Raw genomic sequence first — 18,359 nt, 5'->3', positions numbered from 1 at the left:
TCACGATGACAAAAGACTGGAGTATGGACACAAAAATTATTCATGATAACCAATTTCCCGATCCAGAGACAAGAGCAATTTCTCAAAGTGTCGTACCGGCTGTTGCTTATGCATTTCCAGATGCGGAAACGGCGGCAGAAGTCGTGTCGGATGGAGCAAAAGGAGTGTATTACGGCCGATATGGGAATCCGACATTACACGTATTGGAAAGAAAAATTGCAGCATTGGAAGGTGGAGAAGCTGCCCTCGGCGTTGCCAGTGGAATGGCTGCTATATCCATTGCATTATTGGGCTTTTTAAAACATGGCGACCATGTCGTTGTGACAAAGGATGTTTATGGAGGAACATACAGTTTCCTAACGTCACTCGCCCCAAGGTTTGGTATTGAAGTTGACTTTGTCGACTGTACGGAAATCGTTTCATTACTAAGCGCCATAAAACCAAACACAAGAGCGGTCTACATTGAGACACCGTCTAATCCTCGGCTAACTGTACTCGATATCAAAATAATCGGGGAACTATGCAAAGCGCACCAGCTTCCATTAATTGTTGATAACACGTTTATGAGCCCTTGTCTGCAAAAACCTTTGGACATCGGGGCTGATATTGTCATTCATAGTGCGACGAAATATATTAACGGACACGGTGATGTACTCGCCGGATTCGTGGTCGGCAAAAAAGACGTGATTGAATTTATGCGAAAAAAACTGATGGGAGACTTAGGACAGAATTTAAATGCGTGGGAATCATTTCTCATTCTGAGAGGAATAAAAACCATGGGATTGCGAGTTGAAAGACATTGCAGCAGTGCACAAAAAATTGCTGAATTCCTGGAATCACACCCTTTTGTAGAAAAAGTGTATTACCCGGGCCTGAAATCCCATCCGCAGCATGAGCTCGCAAAAAGACAGATGTTAGGAATGGGTGGAATCATTTCTTTCGAAGTGAAAGGAGGCCTTGTTGAAGGGAAGAGACTTATCAACGCTTTACAATTGGCTATGATCTCGTTCAGCTTGGGTGATCCGGAAACATTAGTACAGCATCCTGCATCAATGACTCACGCAGCCATACCTAAGGAAGAGAGACTCAAGTTTGGCATCTCAGACGGATTGATTCGCCTTTCAGTCGGACTGGAGGACGCAAATGATATTATCAAAGATTTGGACCAGGCTTTAAGCAGCTTATTCTCAGTGTCTGGGCGCTAAGTGAAATGCAGGAGTTGTGAGGCTGAAAACAAAGATTAAGAGAGGAAGGGCCTATGATTGAATTAAAAAATGTCTACAAAACGTATCAGCGCAAAGGGGTCTCTAATGAGGCTCTAAAAGGGATCGACTTAAAGGTTGAAAAAGGAGATATATTCGGTGTTATTGGCTACAGCGGGGCGGGCAAAAGCACATTAATCCGTCTGGTGAACTACTTGGAAAGGCCGACGAAGGGTCAGGTGTTCGTTGATGGACAAGCGTTAGACAGCTTTAACGTGAAGCAATTACGCGCAGCTAAAAAGCAAATCGGAATGATATTTCAGCATTTTAATTTGTTGGAGTCTAAAAAAGTATACGACAATGTGGCATTACCACTTGTTTTGTTGAAAAAGAGTAAACAAGAAATCAAAAAGCGAGTGAATGAACTTCTCGAGTTTGTCGGGTTAAGTGACAAAGCAGGCAGCTATCCCAACGAATTGTCAGGCGGCCAAAAGCAGCGTGTCGGGATTGCGAGAGCACTTGCATCAAACCCTTCCATTCTTTTGTGTGATGAAGCAACATCTGCATTGGACCCTCAGACAACAAGCTCCATCTTGCAATTATTGAAAAGAATTAATAAAGAGTACAACATTACGATCATGATTATCACGCACGAAATGGCTGTCATTCAAAAAATATGCAATCGGGTTGCGGTCATGGAAGAGGGCGAGATTATTGAACAGGGTTCGGTTCTGGAAGTATTTGGACATCCGAAGCATCCGACGACGGAGAATTTTGTTCGGACAGTCATTCACAATCGAATTCCTGTCAGTATACAAAAGACATTAGAAAAAGAAGACAGGCAGCCTTATAAATTGGAGTTTGTCGGTGATTGTGCATCTGAACCGATTATTTATGAATTGATTCGCAATTATAACATCAAAGTTAATATTTTATTTGCCAACACGACGGAGATACAGGGGACAACACTTGGCAATTTGGTGGTCCATTTAATTGGAGAGGATTCAGCTGTCGATCAAGCCTTGTCATTTTTAAGAGAACAAGGCGTTATGATTGAGGAGGTAGATGAAGCATGATGTCAACTACGATTACGTTAGATCAGTTTTTACTGGCGATCAATGAGACGCTGTTTATGGTGGGGATGTCATTATTGATCGGTTCATTAATCGGGATTCCATTGGGAATATTGCTGGTTGTAACAAGGCCAGGCGGCGTACTGCAAAACCAAGGAATTTATGCGATTTTAAATCCGATTATCAATATTGTCCGTTCATTGCCGTTTATCATACTGCTCGTTGCAATTATTCCGTTTACTCGGTTAATCGTCAATACATCAATTGGAACGAGTGCGGCAATTGTTCCGCTGATTATATATATCGCGCCATATATCGGACGCTTAGTCGAAAACTCTTTGCTCGAAGTGAATCCGGGAATTTTGGAAGCAGCAGAAGCAATGGGGGCAACACCCTTTCAAGTGATTTGGCATTTTTTGCTTCCGGAAGCATTCGGATCATTAATTTTATCATTAACGACGGCAACGATTGGCTTGATTGGAGCCACCGCGATGGCTGGAGTCGTTGGCGGCGGCGGTGTTGGTGATTTGGCGATTTCCTATGGTTATCAACGGTTCGATACGGTCGTCGTAGTTGCAACCGTTGTTGTATTAGTTATTTTTGTACAAGGAATCCAATCAACCGGAACATTATTGGCGCGAAAAGTCCGACGAGACTAAGAGCAGACGATAATATTTGCGAAAATGGAGGGTATTTGAATGAGCGAATGGACAAAGAAAGATCGATTTGATGCTATACTTACTGGTGAACTGGCAGACAGGCCGATGGTCAGCGGCTGGCGTCATTTCATAGACAAAGAACAGACAGCCGATGACTTAGCGGAAACGACTGTAGCCTTCACAAAAAAATTCGATTGGGATTGGGTGAAAATCAATCCTAGGGCAGCGTATTTAGCAGAAATATGGGGAAATACGTACGATTTCCAAGAATACAGATCTGTTTTCCCTAAACAAACGAGTACAGTAGTCCCAGCTGCTTCACGTGTATGGGATATCCAAGAAAAAAAGGCGGCGCATTCTGCTCCATTAGCAGAACAGCTTCAGGCTGTAAAACAAATTCGAGAGGGACTTCCGAATACTCCTCTTATCCAGACGATCTTTTCACCGTTGTCCATCTTATTATTTTTGACAGGCCAGTCTGCTTATTTCAATAGTGAGACGATTTTCGGAATCGAAAAGCCTGTTCAAATTGAAACATTGATAACAGAACAACGAGCAGGTGTCCATCATGCTTTGCATGCGATCGCATTAACTTTGGCGGATTATATAACGGAGCTAAGATCTGCCGGAACTGATGGGATATTCTATGCAGTTACGGGTACTGCTCATCCCGGGTTATTTGACGAAGCAACGTTTAATGAGTTTTCCAGACCGTATGACTCGATCGTTCTTGATGCTGCACGGTATGGGAAGCGTGTCCTTCATACGTGCGGTCCTTATTCCCATCCGGAACGGTTCAACGATTATGAAATTGAGGGGATCAGCTGGGACACGAAGGCTATGGGTAATCATGATTTGGATGCTTCCCTGAAAGCGACAAAGATTGGAGGGGTTGACCATACTTTATTTGCAACAAATGAAATTAGCCGCATTCAAGAACAGGCTGAATCAGCATTAAGAGTAATGGCAGATAAACCTTTTTGCTTAGCGCCAAATTGTTCAATTCCAGTCAATGTAACAGACGAGGCGCTGCTGCAATTTAAAAATTTTATAGTTGAAAAGGAGACAATGTAATGAAAAAATTATTTTTTACTATTTTCGTTGGACTTATATTCATTTTGGCAGGGTGTGGACAAGAAGGAAGCTCAGGTGAAAATGCTGAAGAAAAGAAAGATATTACGATCGGATTTGGCGTTGGGACGTATGAAGAACAATTTCGTAAAGGAATTCTGCCGATTTTAGAAGAGAAAGGATACAAAGTAAATATTAAAACCTTCTCTCAAAACATGCAGGTGAATCCGGCAATGAAGGATGGATCAATTGACGCGAGCATATTCCAGAGCACAGCTTACATGGAGGCGATCAATAAAGAGATAGACGCCGATATGACAGGTATTACCTTTGTTCCGAGTGCTCCGCAAAGTTTGCATTCCACTAAGCATCAGTCACTCGATGAAGTCAAAGATGGTACGACAGTTGCACTTCCAAATGATCCAGTGAACCAAGAGCGTGCCGTCAGGATATTAGAAGATCTAGGTTGGGTAAAAGTAAAAGAAGATGCGGGAACAGCAGATTTTAATATTAGTAGTGTAGAACCGGATAAATATAAAATCTCATTCAAAATATTGGACCCGGCCCAAATCTTAGTATCTCTTCAAGATGTTGATTACGGTGTCATAAATGGAAACTATATTGCAAATTCGGGCAAAAAGATTACCGATTCACTGAAGATCGAAAATACGCCGAAGCAGCATCGAATTATCGTATCCATCAATAAAAAAGATGAAAATACGCAGTGGGCAAAAGATTTAAAAGCTGCATACGAATCAGAAGAGTTTGAAAAGTATATTAAATCCGAAGATAAATATGATGGTTTCATTCTGGTTGAAAAATAGAAAGTGAGTGGACTGCAATGTATGAATTAAATAACAGCAGATTGCTGCCGGACTGTAACGAAGTGTCTTAAGCGGACAACGGAGTTAGGAGAGGGTAATCAATGACAACAGTACAATGGGACCATATCGTCCATTATGTGAATGATCTGGATGACGCCATTCAAACCTTTAATGAAAATGGACTGACTGCGTTCAAAGGAGGTTCTCATACAGAGTGGGGCACTTATAATGCACTTAGTTATTTTGGTTTGACCTATATTGAGTTTTTAGGGGTTGAAGACCGAGAAACAGCAATCAATGCAGATGTACCCAATTTAGTCGTCAAAGATGCTGTGGCCGCTTTACCGGAACAAGAAATGTTGAGCCGTGTTGCGATTCGAACCGATGACATTCAAACGATAGCGGCTTCATTGAGATCGCATGGTTTGGAACTGTCCCCTATTATGGATGGGAAGCGCGTGGACACTAACGGAAGATTGATAGAATGGAAAATGATGACGATAGACGGGAACTTTCAAGGGCTCGTCTACCCGTTCGTCATTCAGTGGAAAGACACAGATGCTGATCGCCTGGCTAATTTGAACGATTCAGGGATCATCCAACCGCATCCGGCTGGTCATGTCGAGATACAGTCAGCAGTTTTCAATGTTACGGACCCTGTTTCTGCTGCTTTACATTGGCAAGCTTTATTTGGACTATCAGTTGTAGAATCTGATGCTGCTTCTGTAACCCTTGGCATCGGAGAACAGACCTTTATTTTCAAACAGGGAAATGTGAATCAGTTCTCTAAAGTAATTTTTCAATCGGAGGCTAATCATTTAATAGGAAAAACGATTAATATTGGCGATGGGGAATACGTTTTTCAAAAATAATGAGTAGTTTAGAGCCATGTGATGTACATGGCTCTATTATTAACATAGCCTTTTAGGTTATCGCGATCTCACCCACTGCAATTCCTTAATAATATCGGAGTATTGGCGATCCAGCCTATGAAACCATAATATTGCAATTTGAATCAGGGAAAAAATCACCGGTAGATAAATAAACAGGAATTGAATAGCGAAATTGGCTGAAGCGCTTACTGTCGTTTGGCCACCAATGTATCCCCCTATAGCTAAGCCCCATCCTACTGCCGCTGTCCCCAATCCGCTGCCCGCTTTAGTTCCGAAGCTTCCCGCACTGTATACAAGTCCCTCCGTACGAATACCGGTTTTCCATTCACCGTACTCGACAGTATCAGCCAGCATAGCAAAAACAGTCCCCATAATTGCAGCTGTTCCAAGTGCTTTAATGATTAATCCAGCAATAACTAAAGCCAGGCTGGTTGGTTGGAACGCTACTATCAACGATCCGGCAATCATGATGAAACTTCCAATTAAAGAGGCATTTCGCTTTCCAATTCGTTTAATAATGGGAGCTAGAACTCCAAAGCCGAGCAACTGCGGCAGCAAGCTTGCCATTCCCAGAATTCCGACTAGATCGCGATCCTCCAAAATATATTGTGCGTAAAAAACATTGATGCCGCTTCCCAATGCATTATTTGCGAAAAAAACAATCGTGAATGCAACCATTAATCCCCAATATTTATTTCGGAACAACGCTTTTACCCCGCGCTTAAATGGAACATCCTTATGAACGACGGAGGGTTTCACGCGCTCTCGTGTAGACGTAAATGTAAACAAAAACAGAAGCGTGCCTATTATACCGAAGATAGAAAAAGTGAAGATCCAGCCCGTCTTGCCACCTCCGAAAACGCTTACTAATGGCAATGTAAAAAAGGTAATAAAGAGGGCTCCTAAATTCGCCAGTACCATACGGAAGATATTCAGGACGGATCTTTGGTAGGCATCCTGTGTGAGCAGTGAATTTAAAACACCATAAGGGACATTAATAGCTGAATAAATAAAATTCATGAGGAGATACGTAATATACACATAAATTAACGTAGCAACAGGTCCTGTATTCGGTACCGTAAACAAGAGAATTCCGGAAATAGAGAATGGTACCGCCATCCACAACAACCATGGGCGTGCCTTTCCATGCTTGCTCTTTGTCTTATCAACAAGAGCTCCTATGCCGATGTCTGCAAAGGCGTCTAGAATTCGTGCTACCAACATTAGCGTTCCTACGGCTCCGGCTGCCAAGCCAACAGTATCAGTGTAGAAAAACGTCAAAAATGTCGCAGTTGCGAAAAAAAGCAAATTGCTTGCAAAATCGCCAAAGCCGTATCCAATCTTTTCTTTCATCCCAATTTTTTGCAACATTGAATCGTTGCTGGTCTCCTTGTATACAGGTTTCTCTTTCGTAATCATAAGTTACATCCCCTTTGTTTTAATATTCCGATAATTAAAATATAAAGATCTGGCAGGCTAATTAGCTTAGCCAGACCTCTTTTAAATGAATTTTAATTTGAAAGTTTGTATACACGAGCTTCGTAAGGGAGTAATGTAAATTTGTTAATACTTTCTTCAGGATTTACTTCATTATTTGCGATTAGCAAGTGGTTGTTTGCGTATTTCCAATCCGTTGGAAGAACGAAGTCCGCCGGTTCCCTTGAAAAATTAAGGATTACCAACACAGCCTCATCCTCCAATGTTCTCAGGCAAGCATATACTCTCTCGTCATCTTCCAGGATAGGACGATAGTCGCCGTACACAATAACATCATTCTCTTTGCGAAGCCGGATCAGTTCCTTGTAATAGTAGAAGATAGAATCGTTGTCCTTTAACGACTGCTCGACGTTAATCTTTTTGTAGTTTGGGTTTACTGCTATCCATGGATTTCCCTCAGAGAACCCTCCATGCGGCAGGTCATTCCATTGCATGGGGGTACGAGCATTATCGCGGCCTTTGGAGTATATGTAATCCCAGGCTTTCTGTATATGTTCGTCCCCTTTGGCGGAGCTTTCATGGTAGAGGTTTAAGCTTTCTACATCCTTATAATCTTCAATGGAATTGAACTTTACGTTTGTCATGCCGATTTCCTGGCCCTGATAAATGAAAGGTGTTCCCTGCATAGTCATTAGGAAAGTAGCCAACATTTTTGCTGACTCTTTATGATATTTCTGATCATCTCCGAATCTTGATACGGATCGCGGCTGATCGTGGTTCTCTAAATAAGATGCGTTCCAGCCTTTTGCATGCAGTCCTGATTGCCATCTTGTCACGATCTTTTTCAAATCTGGAAGCTGCCATGGTTTTAAATCCCATTTGCCTCCGATTCCGCTATCGAGCCCCATATGTTCGAAATGAAAAATCATATTGAAGCTTCCAAGTGCTTCATCGACATACAAAAGAGCATCATCAGGCGATACGCCGTCCGCTTCTCCTACTGTCATAATGTCATAATTGTTAAACACTCTCTCTTTCAGCTCTGCCAAAAAATCATGTATTCCCGGCTGGTTTCGATGACAATCCCAAGCAGGTACATAGAGCTCTCCAGACAAATTGGGCGCATCCGGGAGTCCATCTTTCTTTTTAATAAACGAAATGGCATCGATACGAAATCCATCAATTCCTTTATCCAGCCACCAGGTGGTCATCCTATATAACTCTTCGCGAACTTCGGGATTTTCCCAATTCAAATCAGGCTGCTTCTTAGAGAACAGGTGCAGGTAATATTCATCTGTCAGTTCATCATATTGCCATGCAGAACCTCTAAACAGCGATTCCCAGTTGTTCGGTTCTTTTCCGTCTTTGCCTGGACGCCAAATATACCAATCCCGTTTCGGATTATCTTTGGAAGAACGCGATTCTATAAACCACGGATGTTCATCTGATGTGTGATTAAGCACCAGGTCCATAATTAGCTTCATATCTCTTTGGTGAATCTCTTTCAAAAGCTGCTCCCAATCCGCCATTGTTCCGAAGATATCCATAATATCTGTATAATCACTGATATCGTAACCGTTATCATCATTGGGTGATGGATAAACTGGGCAGATCCAGATCACATTTGCACCCAGCTCTTTTATATAGTCCAATTTGGAAATGATGCCTTGCAAATCCCCTATTCCGTCACCGTTGCTATCTTTGAAGCTGCTAGGATATATCTGGTATACGACGCTCTCTTTCCACCATTTCTTTTGCATATTTCGAAACTCCTTTGCGTGATTTTGATGCTGCCTGAAATCGTTCGTTGCCCCCAAAATTCTATTGAAAAAGCAGCAGAAATATGGTTGATGAAACCGATTAAAAAACCTTTTAGGTAAACGGTTTCCTGTTAAATACATTTCATCCTAAGAAAATAAACCCCGAAAACAAAATGATCTAATGAAAATTGCGTTAGAATCATAATTTCATGACGAAATGAAATAAACACAGGTAAACGTTTTCCTGTAATTAAGATATAACGCTTTCAATTCTTTTGTCAAGATAAATTTATATACTAACCACTTATAGTTGACTGGATGAAAGTCTTTGAATATAATATGTCTCAAATCTCCGGGAAAATATTTTCCTGATCGATGTATGCTCGATTTGAACTTTCCAAGAAAGATGGCGAAATCAGTTGAAAATAACGATTAAAGATATTGCCCAAATGGCTGGAGTATCTATTGCTACCGTTTCCCGAGTCATAAATAACAGTAAACCCGTCAATCATGATGTCCGTATAAGGGTTCTGAAGGCGATGGAGCAAACGAATTTTCTCCCCAATGCAATGGCGAGAAATCTTGCCAAGAAAGAATCCCTTCTACTTGGCGTCATGGTGCCAGAAGTGAAAAATACCGTTTTGGATGATTTAATCAATGGTATCAATCAAGTGTCCAGACTGTACGGCTATAACATCATGCTAAGCTTAACCGCCGGAACCCTTGAAAATGAGCTCCATTATTTTAATATGTTTCGTGAAATACAGGCGGACGGTATTATTTTAGCCAGTGAGAATCTAAAAGAAGAGCTTGTTAAAGGTATCAAAGTATCCAATATTCCACTCATTTTGGTTGGCCGGGATAGTTTAGATACAGTTCCGACTGTTCACGTAGATAACGTTACTGCAGCTTATGAAGCGGTGACTTACCTTATCCAACAGGGGCATCGAAAAATTGCCATGCTTCGGGTACGAAGCGGAGATATTGCCTCAGGAGATCACCGTTATCAAGGATACGTGCGAGCGTTGAATGAGGCGGGTATTTCCATCTACAAGGATTGGGTTGTGGAAAGCGGGATTTCTGTAGAGGATGGAATAACTTCTATGCGTAAGATTTGCGAAGCCGAATCAATGCCAACTGCAATATTTTGTGCTACAGACAGAATAGCGATCGGGGCGATGAATTATTTGCTGGAAATAGGGTTACGCGTTCCCGAAGATGTCTCTATCTTTGGCTTTGATGGTATTGATATGTCATCCTTTATTCGTCCAAAATTGTCAACGGTTAAATACTCTGCGGAGGAAATTGGCATGACTGCAGCGCGTAATTTAATCAAATTGATCAGAGGCGAGGAAATCTCTTCCCGGCATTGGATCGTATCACATTATTTAGAGAATAGGGATAGTGTTTGTACATTGAATTAAAACGATCTTATATTTGCCTCGGCCTGTGAAGTATTCAGCTTGCAATCTGTGTATATGGAAGTCATTCTTTCAAAAGAGCTTTCCCTATAAAAGGAGAAGCTCTATTTTTTATCTTTTATCATCAAGCAAAATGAAAGTGTCAAGAATGCTTGGTAAAATAAAATGGATTTCATATTAGCCTGCGAGACCAATATAACCTTGGCATATATTGATCGCTCATAAAAGGCTTGCTGGAATAAGGAAATACGAATAAGGAAAGACTCTTTCAAAAAGGGAGTTTTTCAGAAGTGATTGGACTCATTATCGCAATTATATTATTTAATTCGGTTGCTTTTTTAACAATTAAACGACTTACTACAAATCAAATTGTCCATATTTGGACGTTTACAATTTCTTTTCAATCACTCGTTGATTTGTATTTGGATTTTCAATACAAAGGTTATTGGTATTTTACTGCTAATCATATTGAGTGGTTTGCTTTTCTTCCGCTTACAATGGTTATACCACCGGTAAATACGATGTTTTTAAATTGGTATCCCTTTCATTCTTCGCTTGTAAAGCGGTTTATTTATACCTTTTTGTGGGTTCTGTTTATTCTGTTTTATGAGTCATTAACGTTACTGCCCGAACCCTGGGGTTACTTTCATTACGGGTGGTGGAAATTAGGTTATTCAGCCATTTGCGACCCGATTTTGCTGATACTTGTATTAATTTACTACAAGTGGATACGTAAAATTGAAAAATCAGCTAATCTTTAGTAAATAGGCTGTTATGTTATTTTTTATCTACAGAACCCAAATGAAGGACAATTCTCAGGCGCTTTTTCTGCATATTGTCCTTCATAACTCAAATGAAGGACAATTCCCTGTCACTTTTGCTCTATAATGTCCTACAGAACCCGTATGAAGGACAATTCTCAGGCACTTTTTCTGCATTTTGTCCTTCACAACCCGTATGAAGGACGATTCCCTGGCTATTTTGCTCTATTTTGTCCTTCACAACCCGTATGAAGGACAATTCTCAGGCACTTTTTCTGCATTTTGTCCTTCACAGCCTTCTTGCGACTTACCCCCATCATCCCCGAACAATCTCTCTGTCCCGCTCTAATAAAACCCTAAGAAATCATCACACTTGTATGCGCATCTGGCAGGATAAATAGTTTCGCGCTTTGTTAACCACATTTACGTTTTCTTGAAAAGCGACGGAATAAATTGAATTTTAGAAAAAATACATGTTAGATTTCCTCTCTAAAAGAAGAACATTGGTTAGATCCTTTGATAGAATGAGACTAATTTATGGAATAAACAATGTTTTATCCGTTTTACTGCAACAGTGTATTCGTTTTTGTTCCCGACGATTGGTAGATCTTGTCTGTATTTCGGTTATAGATTTGCAAGTTTACACAGAGATTCTCTATTAAATAAGTTATTAAACCCTATTTTCTCACCTGGGTTTTAATAAAATTTATTAACAAAAGGAGGATGTAACTTGAGTACCATTTCACCGGAAGCGACAAATGCATTGAATGTGAAGGATCCATCGCTGTACAATGAGGATCTTGCACCAGTTCCCAAGGAGAAAAGAAATTGGAATTGGATCAATTACACGACGGTATGGATGGGAATGGTTCATAACATCGTGGCGTATGAGACAGCGGGAAGCTTGCTTGGGTTAGGTATGAGTGTTTGGCAGGCGTTAGCAACTGTAATTATTGCAAATATTATTCTTATTATTGTTATGTGGCTGAATAGTGTTGCCGGTGCAAAATATGGTCTGCCGTTCCCGGTTTTAGTTCGTGCTTCTTTTGGCTATAATGGAGCCCATTTTCCGATACTTATTCGGGCATTTGTTGCTATTTTTTGGTTTGCGGTGCAGGCGTATGCCGGAAGTATGGCAGTAGGTGCTGTATTAGGTGCATTAATACCGGGGTGGAACAGTTTATCCGCCTTTAATATTTTAGGCATGGGTTTAAACGAGGCAATTGCAGTAGCACTGTTCTGGATTTTACATGCCTATATCATCTCTCATGGAATGGAACGCGTTAAATTTTTTGAGCTTTGGGCAGGACCGCTCGTTATTGTATTAGGTTTAGGGCTTGTCGTATGGGCGATATTCGTTTCGAGAGGATTAGGACCTCTATTTGAAGAACCTTCTACACTATCAGGGGGAGAATTTTGGGGCATATTCTGGGTTTCGGTAACCGGTCTTGTAGGTACTTGGGCGACATTGATTCTGAATATTCCGGATTTCACTCGTTTTTCTCGAAGTCAAAGGGATCAGGTGATCGGACAGGCGATCGGATTGCCGGGAACTGCCATTCTCTTTGCTATCATGAGTATTATCACGACATCAGGCACGGTTATTGCCTTTGGCGAACCGATTTGGAATCCTGTAGAGCTTTTGCAGAGGTTTGACAACCCTATAGTATTAATTTTGGGGGCTTTTGCTTTACTCATTGCTACGTTGTCAGTAAACGTGGCAGCTAACGTCGTTTCTCCGGCGTACGATCTTGTGAACCTGCTTCCTCAGAAACTGACTTTTGTAAGAGCAGGGCTTATATCTATCGTAGTTGCTATATTTTTCATGCCATGGCTTTGGTTCGATAATGCCGGAACGATTTTTAATGTTCTAGGAGCAATAGGGGGCGCACTCGGCCCTGTCGCCGGAATCATGGTAGCGGATTTTTATTTTGTAAGGAAAGGGAATTATGACTTAGATAGCTTTTATAAAAAAGACGGGATCTATGCTTATAAAAATGGCTGGAATCCGAAGGCGCTTATTGCATTAGGCATTGGATTACTCGCTTCCTTTATCGGTTTAATCATCCCGGCTTTACAGCAGCTTTATACCTATTCTTGGTTTTTAGGGATAGGGGCTGGCTTCGTATCCTATTTGCTGTTAATGCGAACTTCAAGCTCAGGACAGGAAGCTGAAATTGAAAAAGCCCCGCCGACAGTTAATTAAGAGACTTCAACTTCCAACGATAAATAAAATTCTTTCAAAAGGGTTAAAAGTTATGTTCAACTTTTAGCCCTATTTTTGTAAAAATCATATCATGTTTCAGATTGCTGCATAAGATCCTTCATCGAAGAAAACGATGCCCGTTCGAAGGAGGGAATGAATTGGTCAAGCAGTTCTTCAAGCGGTTTATTTGATCCCTTGGTTAATTCATCTAACAGTCGTTTTCCATCAGAGGAATCGCTTTCTGCAAACAGAGATGTTACAATTTGCGGATTGAACAGTTCGCGTGGATGTAAAAATAACGAATTCACCAGCCAATACAGTCCGTACAATTCATAATTAGATTGCTCCGTCGCCGATTTAAGAATGTATTCAAAATAGTTCTGTGCAAATTTCAATCCTTTAAATGGTTCAGAGCCCACATACTCTACACCCGGCCAACGCAAATCGGACACGCAATTCAACCACCAAGCGGGTTCTATTGAATCTTGCATTTTTTTGAGTACGCTAAGCTCAAAATCAGGCTCAGGATTGTTGTGCTGATCTCTCAGGCTAGCTTCAAGAATTTCTGCTTCGATCGCCGCGACAGTCATTCCTTGACCATAGATCGGATCAAAATTGCAAAAGGCATCTCCCATGACCAATAAACCGGATGGCCATCGTTTCATCTGTTCAAATCGTTGGCGGAATAATTCCGGCAAGCGATAACCCCGCGGAGCCGCTATAGGCTCAAGCTCTTGCCTTACTTCCGCAAACAACGGGCTGGCAAGCTGGGAAATCTCACGTTCGTATTGCTCCGGATTCGTTGAAGGGTAACGGCCGCCTAGATTCCAAAGTACAATTTCTGCTCTATTATTCTCAATGATGGAAAATACCCCTGCATTTGTTCCTTTAACTGGATCACCTGCTAAGTGAATCACATTCCATTTTGCCGCCAGAAGGGGGAGATTCTATAGTGGCGGGTGCTATATCCAAGCGATACCTTCAGCATCTCTGGCTTTGGTACGGCATAGCCAATCTCTGTAAGCCACCTGACTACTTTCGAGAAACGTCCGCTGGTATCGATTACAAGGTTTGCTGTTATCTTTTGCTGCTGCTGTTCGGCTGAATCGCGATCCCGAACTTGAATGCCGGTAATCGTAGAACGATCCGTTGATGAAAGCAGACGAATAACTTCTTTCTTGCAAAGGAAACGAACATTGGAAATGGCTTGAACACGCTTTCGCAATACCCATTCCAGCAGCGCTCTGCTGAATGTTGCCTCATTCTCTTGGTTTGCCATAACCATGCTTCCATATGAATTAATCATATGATTTAATTTGTTCAAAGCCGAAGGGGCTCCGTGTGCCAGCAATTCCTCGTTATAGCCAGGGAAGAAACGTCCCAAAATCAATATGCCGCGTGGAGTTAATCGATGGGGCTGAAAAGCTTGGGGAGTACCGGAACGGTTCTCGGGCTTATCAGGAAAGTCATCACGATCGATAATCAGAACTTCGTTATAATATCCTGATAGCACTCTTGCAGCCAGTAAACCTGCTATACTTCCGCCAATGACAATCACTCGTTCTGTATTCTTCTCTGCTAATGGAAATTGCCTATCTAGCATAAAAAATACCTCCCATTCGGTTAGTTGAGTACTCCATAGATTATTTCTACATTTATTTACACCAAATCATTTGAATGTTGATTGACTTATACAGTCAAAATAAGAATAAGTGCAATTTTCTGATTTGTCAATAAAATAATTCGGATGAAAAAGGGTTGATCTTGGAATCAGATCAACCCTTTCGCTTTTAATCAAACAATTGTTTAGAAGAAATGAAAAAACAACCCAAAAATAGAGTGCAAATAACCGCAATGAACCCAAATCCGCCGAAAACATCATATTTGGATGAAAAATAACCAAAGCCCAAACCTAGTATGATTAGAACAGCATTTAGCCCTAATGACTGAAACGAATCCATGGTTGCTCTCATGGAGGAATCGATTCGATGATGCAAATATCCTGTTGTAATAGGCTCAATGATCCCTGATATCAGACAAATGAAAAAAATAGCCAACAAACTCGTATAGTCCTTTATCATGGATACATAGAAAAGCCCAATGGCAAAAGCAGTGGTCACGCCCGATAATATCGTCCGGTATCGGAAGCGTTTTTTTATTGCATGCGCCAAGATATTGCCCGGAAGCCTCACGATCATAATGACTGCCGAGAACAGTCCGAAATATAAAACTGGAATCTCCAACCGGTTCAAATAAAGCTGCCAGAACTCATCAATGAAGCTTATGGCTGCGCCGGTAACCATGCCAGAGAGCAGCACAAGACAAACACTAGGATGTTTTCTGAAAAAGTGTAAGGAAACTGTTAGATATTCTTTGATCTTAATAGACTCATCGGATTTGCTTTTAATAACGGGCTCAACTAATAGTAGCGATACACACACAGACACAATCATACTGACAACAGATATCCAATAATTCAACTCAAAAGCATACCTGCTTGCCAAATAACTCCCTGATAATGCTGCCAAGATGATGGCAGAGAAATCACACACATTCAAGCGGCCGAGATACTTTTCAAAGGTGCGCTCCTGGCCAGTTTCCAGCAATGAATCATAAAGCAAAGCATTTTCTGACCCGCTGCTTGCCGAACGTGCAATGCCCGCTAAAAAAACAGCGACGGCAAACTGCCAGAATTCCGTTGCAAACAGCAGGATGAGAAACATGAAACCTTCTAATATGGTGCTTAACACGATCATTTTCTTCCGTCCCCACTTATCGGCGATAATCCCTGTGGGAACCTCCAACAATACAACAGTGACCGCAAAAATGATTTCTGTATATACGACCATCTGGATGGTCATACCTCTTTGTTCCCAAAACAATCTCTCAATGACATAAGCAGGTATTAGATTGTAAAAAAACCGGATTGCATACAGCTTCCTAATATTTGCTTTCACACTCATAACTTGAGCTCCTCTCATATTTTGATTGCAATTAGTCAATCAAAATACGGAGGTGCCCGTGAACGGAGTGATTCTGAATATTAGCAGGGGGGTCTTGCGTATTGTTTCATCATTTCATCTCCTTCACCTTCAGTTTGTTACAATCATCATACGGTGTAGGAAATAATTGGTCAATATAATCATTCCATAAAAAAAGCAATCCCCTTCTTGGCTAGGGAATTGCTTATTTTTCGGATGAAATTAAGTCTGCCACAAGAATATAGCGCTCTGGGGCGGCCCCGATAAAATCAAACGGATAACAGGTGGAGACAGTTAGTGTTGCTTTAGGTTTTGGTACGATTACTGTCCGGTCATTCTTGTCCACAATACGTACTTTTCTTACTTTATACGTAAATTTACCTGCGGAAGTCTGAACGACAAGCAGGTCGCCTTTCCCAACCTCGCCCAACTTACGGAACACTGTATCCCGGTGTCCTGACAGGACTGAATTGTCTTTTTCACCAGGCAACACACTTCCAGCGAAATGTCCCACCCCTTTTTCCAGTTCATCTTCATCTGTGCCGTGATAGATTGGAAGCTTTGCCTCCAGCTTCGGAATAATAAGATCGCCAATCACTTCTCCAATTTCAGGACGATCTTGGTAGAGTGGTTCCTGCTCTTGTTCCTTTTCGTTTGCAGCTCCCAAATTCACTTTGTAGTCTTCAGCATTTACTTGACCTGTCTTAAAAAGCAGGTAGCCTTTTAAAAAAGTATAGGCATTCGTTCCGCTAAACCACAGTCCAAACAAAATAAGTGCAGCAGCCAGGGAAAGAAGAAGCAAACGTTTGTTGCGTTTGCTCCTTCTCCTTCTTTTAATAGCACTTCTCATTCATTAGATTCCTTTAGCTCTGATGCGGCGGAATAAGAAAATACCAGCTGCAACAAATGCTAATCCAGCTAAAGTGTTTACAGCATAATCGGAAGCAGTTGTTGGAAGCTTGGCTCCTTTCACGGTTTTTACAGGTGATTTCTCCGCTTTTGGAGCTTCGGGTGCTGGATTATTTTCTGTCACGATTTTCTCTGCTTCTTTAATGTTTTTCCCGGTTTCTTGAATGATTTCTGCGCCAAACATATCTGCAGTTAACAATACATCAGCGAGAAATTCCCCTTGTTTGTTGTATATTTCGATTAACAGATCATATCCGTTTGTTGTGTTCATAGAAATCAAATCGTTAAGTGAAACTGCTTTTTTTTCACCGTCTTTTGCAAGATAATACTTTGTTTCTACTTGGAAAAGATCAAGCATGTCATTAAAAATATCAAAAATCTCTGCGACTTGTTCAGCAGTAAGCTCTTCGGCTGTTTCAAAATTCTCAAACGCCATCATTCGATTACTAAGCTCAGTCATCTTTTCTTCAAACGCAGGATCGGATAAATTAAGAGTTTCAAGATGATTAAAGAGTTTCTCAAGTTCCTTGTCTGTCAGACCAAATTCTGTGAAAAGACCAGAAAATTCGTCTATGTATTTATCGCCGTGTATATAAATATCAATAGTAAGCTCAAGATCTTCAATATATTCATAGTTTTCAAGAGAATCGTCTTTTTCTTTTAAAAACTGCTCGAGCGCCTCTTTTGATTCAAAGTCGTAATCCTTAAGAAGCTGCTGAAGATTGTTATCATCAATCGGTGTACCTTCCGAGCCATTTAAGTAAAAGTCCACAAATTCTTGAAGCTCTTCAGCAAATATAATAGAGGCGCCCTCTAATACGTCCTGACCTTCTTCTAGATCACCATTTTCAACAAGAAGTGCGTTTAACTCATCACGGGTCAAATCAAATTCCTGAAGTATAGACTGAATAGATTCTTCAGAAAGTGGTGTTCCAAGCTCATCGATAGACTCAAAATCTCCTAATTTCCACTCTTTGCTATCAAGATAATCAAGATAGTCTTGCTTATCCCAGCCAATATTCTTTAAAAACTCATCAAATTTTGGTTCGTTCGACTCAATTGCGAAAGTCATCACAGGTAAAGCTCCAAAGGCAATAACAACTGCTAACAGTAGTGATACTAAGCGCTTCATTCTATTCCCCCTAGCATTTTATAGTATAAT

General features: G+C 41.1%; 16 protein-coding genes and 1 pseudogene. 10 read left to right on the top strand and 7 right to left on the bottom strand.

Annotation, left to right across the window (positions count from 1 at the left end):
- Positions 1-5 precede the first annotated feature (5 nt).
- The 6 genes from AM592_RS16555 (at position 6) to AM592_RS16530 (ending at position 5,701) form a co-directional block, all read left to right on the top strand.
- Complete coding sequence (locus AM592_RS16555) at positions 6-1,205, top strand: trans-sulfuration enzyme family protein (RefSeq protein ID WP_053604828.1); 1,200 nt, start codon at positions 6-8, stop codon at positions 1,203-1,205.
- A gap of 53 nt (positions 1,206-1,258) precedes the next feature.
- Complete coding sequence (locus AM592_RS16550; protein ID WP_053604827.1) at positions 1,259-2,278, top strand: methionine ABC transporter ATP-binding protein; 1,020 nt, start codon at positions 1,259-1,261, stop codon at positions 2,276-2,278.
- A complete protein-coding gene (locus tag AM592_RS16545) occupies positions 2,275-2,934 on the top strand; it encodes a methionine ABC transporter permease (RefSeq protein WP_053604826.1) in 660 nt (219 codons plus the stop codon). Before AM592_RS16550 ends, AM592_RS16545 begins: the two co-directional genes overlap by 4 nt.
- Before the next feature lie 39 nt (positions 2,935-2,973).
- Complete coding sequence (locus AM592_RS16540) at positions 2,974-4,008, top strand: uroporphyrinogen decarboxylase family protein (protein ID WP_053604825.1); 1,035 nt, start codon at positions 2,974-2,976, stop codon at positions 4,006-4,008.
- A complete protein-coding gene (locus AM592_RS16535) occupies positions 4,008-4,829 on the top strand; it encodes a MetQ/NlpA family ABC transporter substrate-binding protein (RefSeq protein ID WP_053604824.1) in 822 nt (273 codons plus the stop codon). The genes AM592_RS16540 and AM592_RS16535 overlap by 1 nt, the downstream gene beginning before the upstream one ends.
- Before the next feature lie 101 nt (positions 4,830-4,930).
- Positions 4,931-5,701: a VOC family protein gene (locus AM592_RS16530; protein ID WP_053604823.1), complete on the top strand. Its 771-nt coding sequence runs from the start codon at positions 4,931-4,933 to the stop codon at positions 5,699-5,701.
- 57 nt (positions 5,702-5,758) lie between these two features.
- Here AM592_RS16530 and AM592_RS16525 read toward each other — a convergent pair whose 3' ends face one another.
- A complete protein-coding gene (locus AM592_RS16525) occupies positions 5,759-7,141 on the bottom strand; it encodes an MFS transporter (RefSeq protein WP_053604822.1) in 1,383 nt (460 codons plus the stop codon).
- A gap of 92 nt (positions 7,142-7,233) precedes the next feature.
- On the bottom strand, positions 7,234-8,919 hold the full coding sequence (locus tag AM592_RS16520) for a glycoside hydrolase family 13 protein (RefSeq protein ID WP_053604821.1): 1,686 nt from the start codon (positions 8,917-8,919) through the stop codon (positions 7,234-7,236).
- Positions 8,920-9,335: 416 nt separating this feature from the next.
- Here AM592_RS16520 and AM592_RS25040 point away from each other — a divergent pair.
- From AM592_RS25040 to AM592_RS16505, 4 genes and pseudogenes are all read left to right on the top strand, one after another.
- Positions 9,336-9,473, top strand: a pseudogene (locus AM592_RS25040) (LacI family DNA-binding transcriptional regulator); the annotation flags it as partial.
- Positions 9,459-10,343 carry a LacI family DNA-binding transcriptional regulator gene (locus AM592_RS16515; protein ID WP_312883823.1) on the top strand — a complete coding sequence of 295 codons (885 nt, stop codon included), beginning with the start codon at positions 9,459-9,461 and terminating at the stop codon, positions 10,341-10,343. The pseudogene AM592_RS25040 and the gene AM592_RS16515, both read left to right, overlap by 15 nt.
- Positions 10,344-10,630: 287 nt before the next feature.
- Positions 10,631-11,101: a hypothetical protein gene (locus AM592_RS16510; protein WP_053604820.1), complete on the top strand. Its 471-nt coding sequence runs from the start codon at positions 10,631-10,633 to the stop codon at positions 11,099-11,101.
- A gap of 730 nt (positions 11,102-11,831) precedes the next feature.
- Entirely contained in the window at positions 11,832-13,307 is a 1,476-nt protein-coding gene (locus AM592_RS16505) for an NCS1 family nucleobase:cation symporter-1 (protein ID WP_053604819.1), read from the top strand.
- A gap of 89 nt (positions 13,308-13,396) precedes the next feature.
- Here AM592_RS16505 and AM592_RS25210 read toward each other — a convergent pair whose 3' ends face one another.
- The 5 genes from AM592_RS25210 to AM592_RS16485 form a co-directional block, all read right to left on the bottom strand.
- Positions 13,397-14,224 (bottom strand): FAD-dependent monooxygenase family protein, encoded by an 828-nt coding sequence (locus tag AM592_RS25210; protein ID WP_318773052.1) that lies wholly within the window; start codon positions 14,222-14,224, stop codon positions 13,397-13,399.
- Positions 14,221-14,910 (bottom strand): FAD-dependent oxidoreductase, encoded by a 690-nt coding sequence (locus AM592_RS25205; RefSeq protein WP_318773051.1) that lies wholly within the window; start codon positions 14,908-14,910, stop codon positions 14,221-14,223. The genes AM592_RS25210 and AM592_RS25205 overlap by 4 nt, the downstream gene beginning before the upstream one ends.
- A 187-nt stretch (positions 14,911-15,097) precedes the next feature.
- On the bottom strand, positions 15,098-16,270 hold the full coding sequence (locus AM592_RS16495; RefSeq protein WP_053604818.1) for an MFS transporter: 1,173 nt from the start codon (positions 16,268-16,270) through the stop codon (positions 15,098-15,100).
- A gap of 223 nt (positions 16,271-16,493) precedes the next feature.
- Positions 16,494-17,138, bottom strand: a complete 645-nt coding sequence (locus tag AM592_RS16490) for a class D sortase (RefSeq protein ID WP_053604817.1) — start codon at positions 17,136-17,138, stop codon at positions 16,494-16,496.
- A 3-nt stretch (positions 17,139-17,141) separates the two neighbouring features.
- A complete protein-coding gene (locus AM592_RS16485) occupies positions 17,142-18,329 on the bottom strand; it encodes a processed acidic surface protein (protein WP_053604816.1) in 1,188 nt (395 codons plus the stop codon).
- Between the last annotated feature and the right edge of the window lie 30 nt (positions 18,330-18,359).

The organism is Bacillus gobiensis, assembly GCF_001278705.1.
Taxonomy (GTDB): domain Bacteria; phylum Bacillota; class Bacilli; order Bacillales; family Bacillaceae; genus Bacillus; species Bacillus gobiensis.
Note: the sequence above shows the minus strand (reverse complement) of the source record. Positions and strands in the feature narration are given on the sequence as shown.

Coding starts and splice junctions, on each gene's coding strand:
- AM592_RS16555 (WP_053604828.1), top strand. CDS start 6: ATGACAAAAGACTGGAGTATGGACACAAAAATTATTCATGATAACCAA.
- AM592_RS16550 (WP_053604827.1), top strand. CDS start 1,259: ATGATTGAATTAAAAAATGTCTACAAAACGTATCAGCGCAAAGGGGTC.
- AM592_RS16545 (WP_053604826.1), top strand. CDS start 2,275: ATGATGTCAACTACGATTACGTTAGATCAGTTTTTACTGGCGATCAAT.
- AM592_RS16540 (WP_053604825.1), top strand. CDS start 2,974: ATGAGCGAATGGACAAAGAAAGATCGATTTGATGCTATACTTACTGGT.
- AM592_RS16535 (WP_053604824.1), top strand. CDS start 4,008: ATGAAAAAATTATTTTTTACTATTTTCGTTGGACTTATATTCATTTTG.
- AM592_RS16530 (WP_053604823.1), top strand. CDS start 4,931: ATGACAACAGTACAATGGGACCATATCGTCCATTATGTGAATGATCTG.
- AM592_RS16525 (WP_053604822.1), bottom strand. CDS start 7,141: ATGATTACGAAAGAGAAACCTGTATACAAGGAGACCAGCAACGATTCA.
- AM592_RS16520 (WP_053604821.1), bottom strand. CDS start 8,919: ATGCAAAAGAAATGGTGGAAAGAGAGCGTCGTATACCAGATATATCCT.
- AM592_RS16515 (WP_312883823.1), top strand. CDS start 9,459: ATGGAGCAAACGAATTTTCTCCCCAATGCAATGGCGAGAAATCTTGCC.
- AM592_RS25205 (WP_318773051.1), bottom strand. CDS start 14,910: ATGCTAGATAGGCAATTTCCATTAGCAGAGAAGAATACAGAACGAGTG.
- AM592_RS16495 (WP_053604818.1), bottom strand. CDS start 16,270: ATGAGTGTGAAAGCAAATATTAGGAAGCTGTATGCAATCCGGTTTTTT.
- AM592_RS16490 (WP_053604817.1), bottom strand. CDS start 17,138: ATGAGAAGTGCTATTAAAAGAAGGAGAAGGAGCAAACGCAACAAACGT.
- AM592_RS16485 (WP_053604816.1), bottom strand. CDS start 18,329: ATGAAGCGCTTAGTATCACTACTGTTAGCAGTTGTTATTGCCTTTGGA.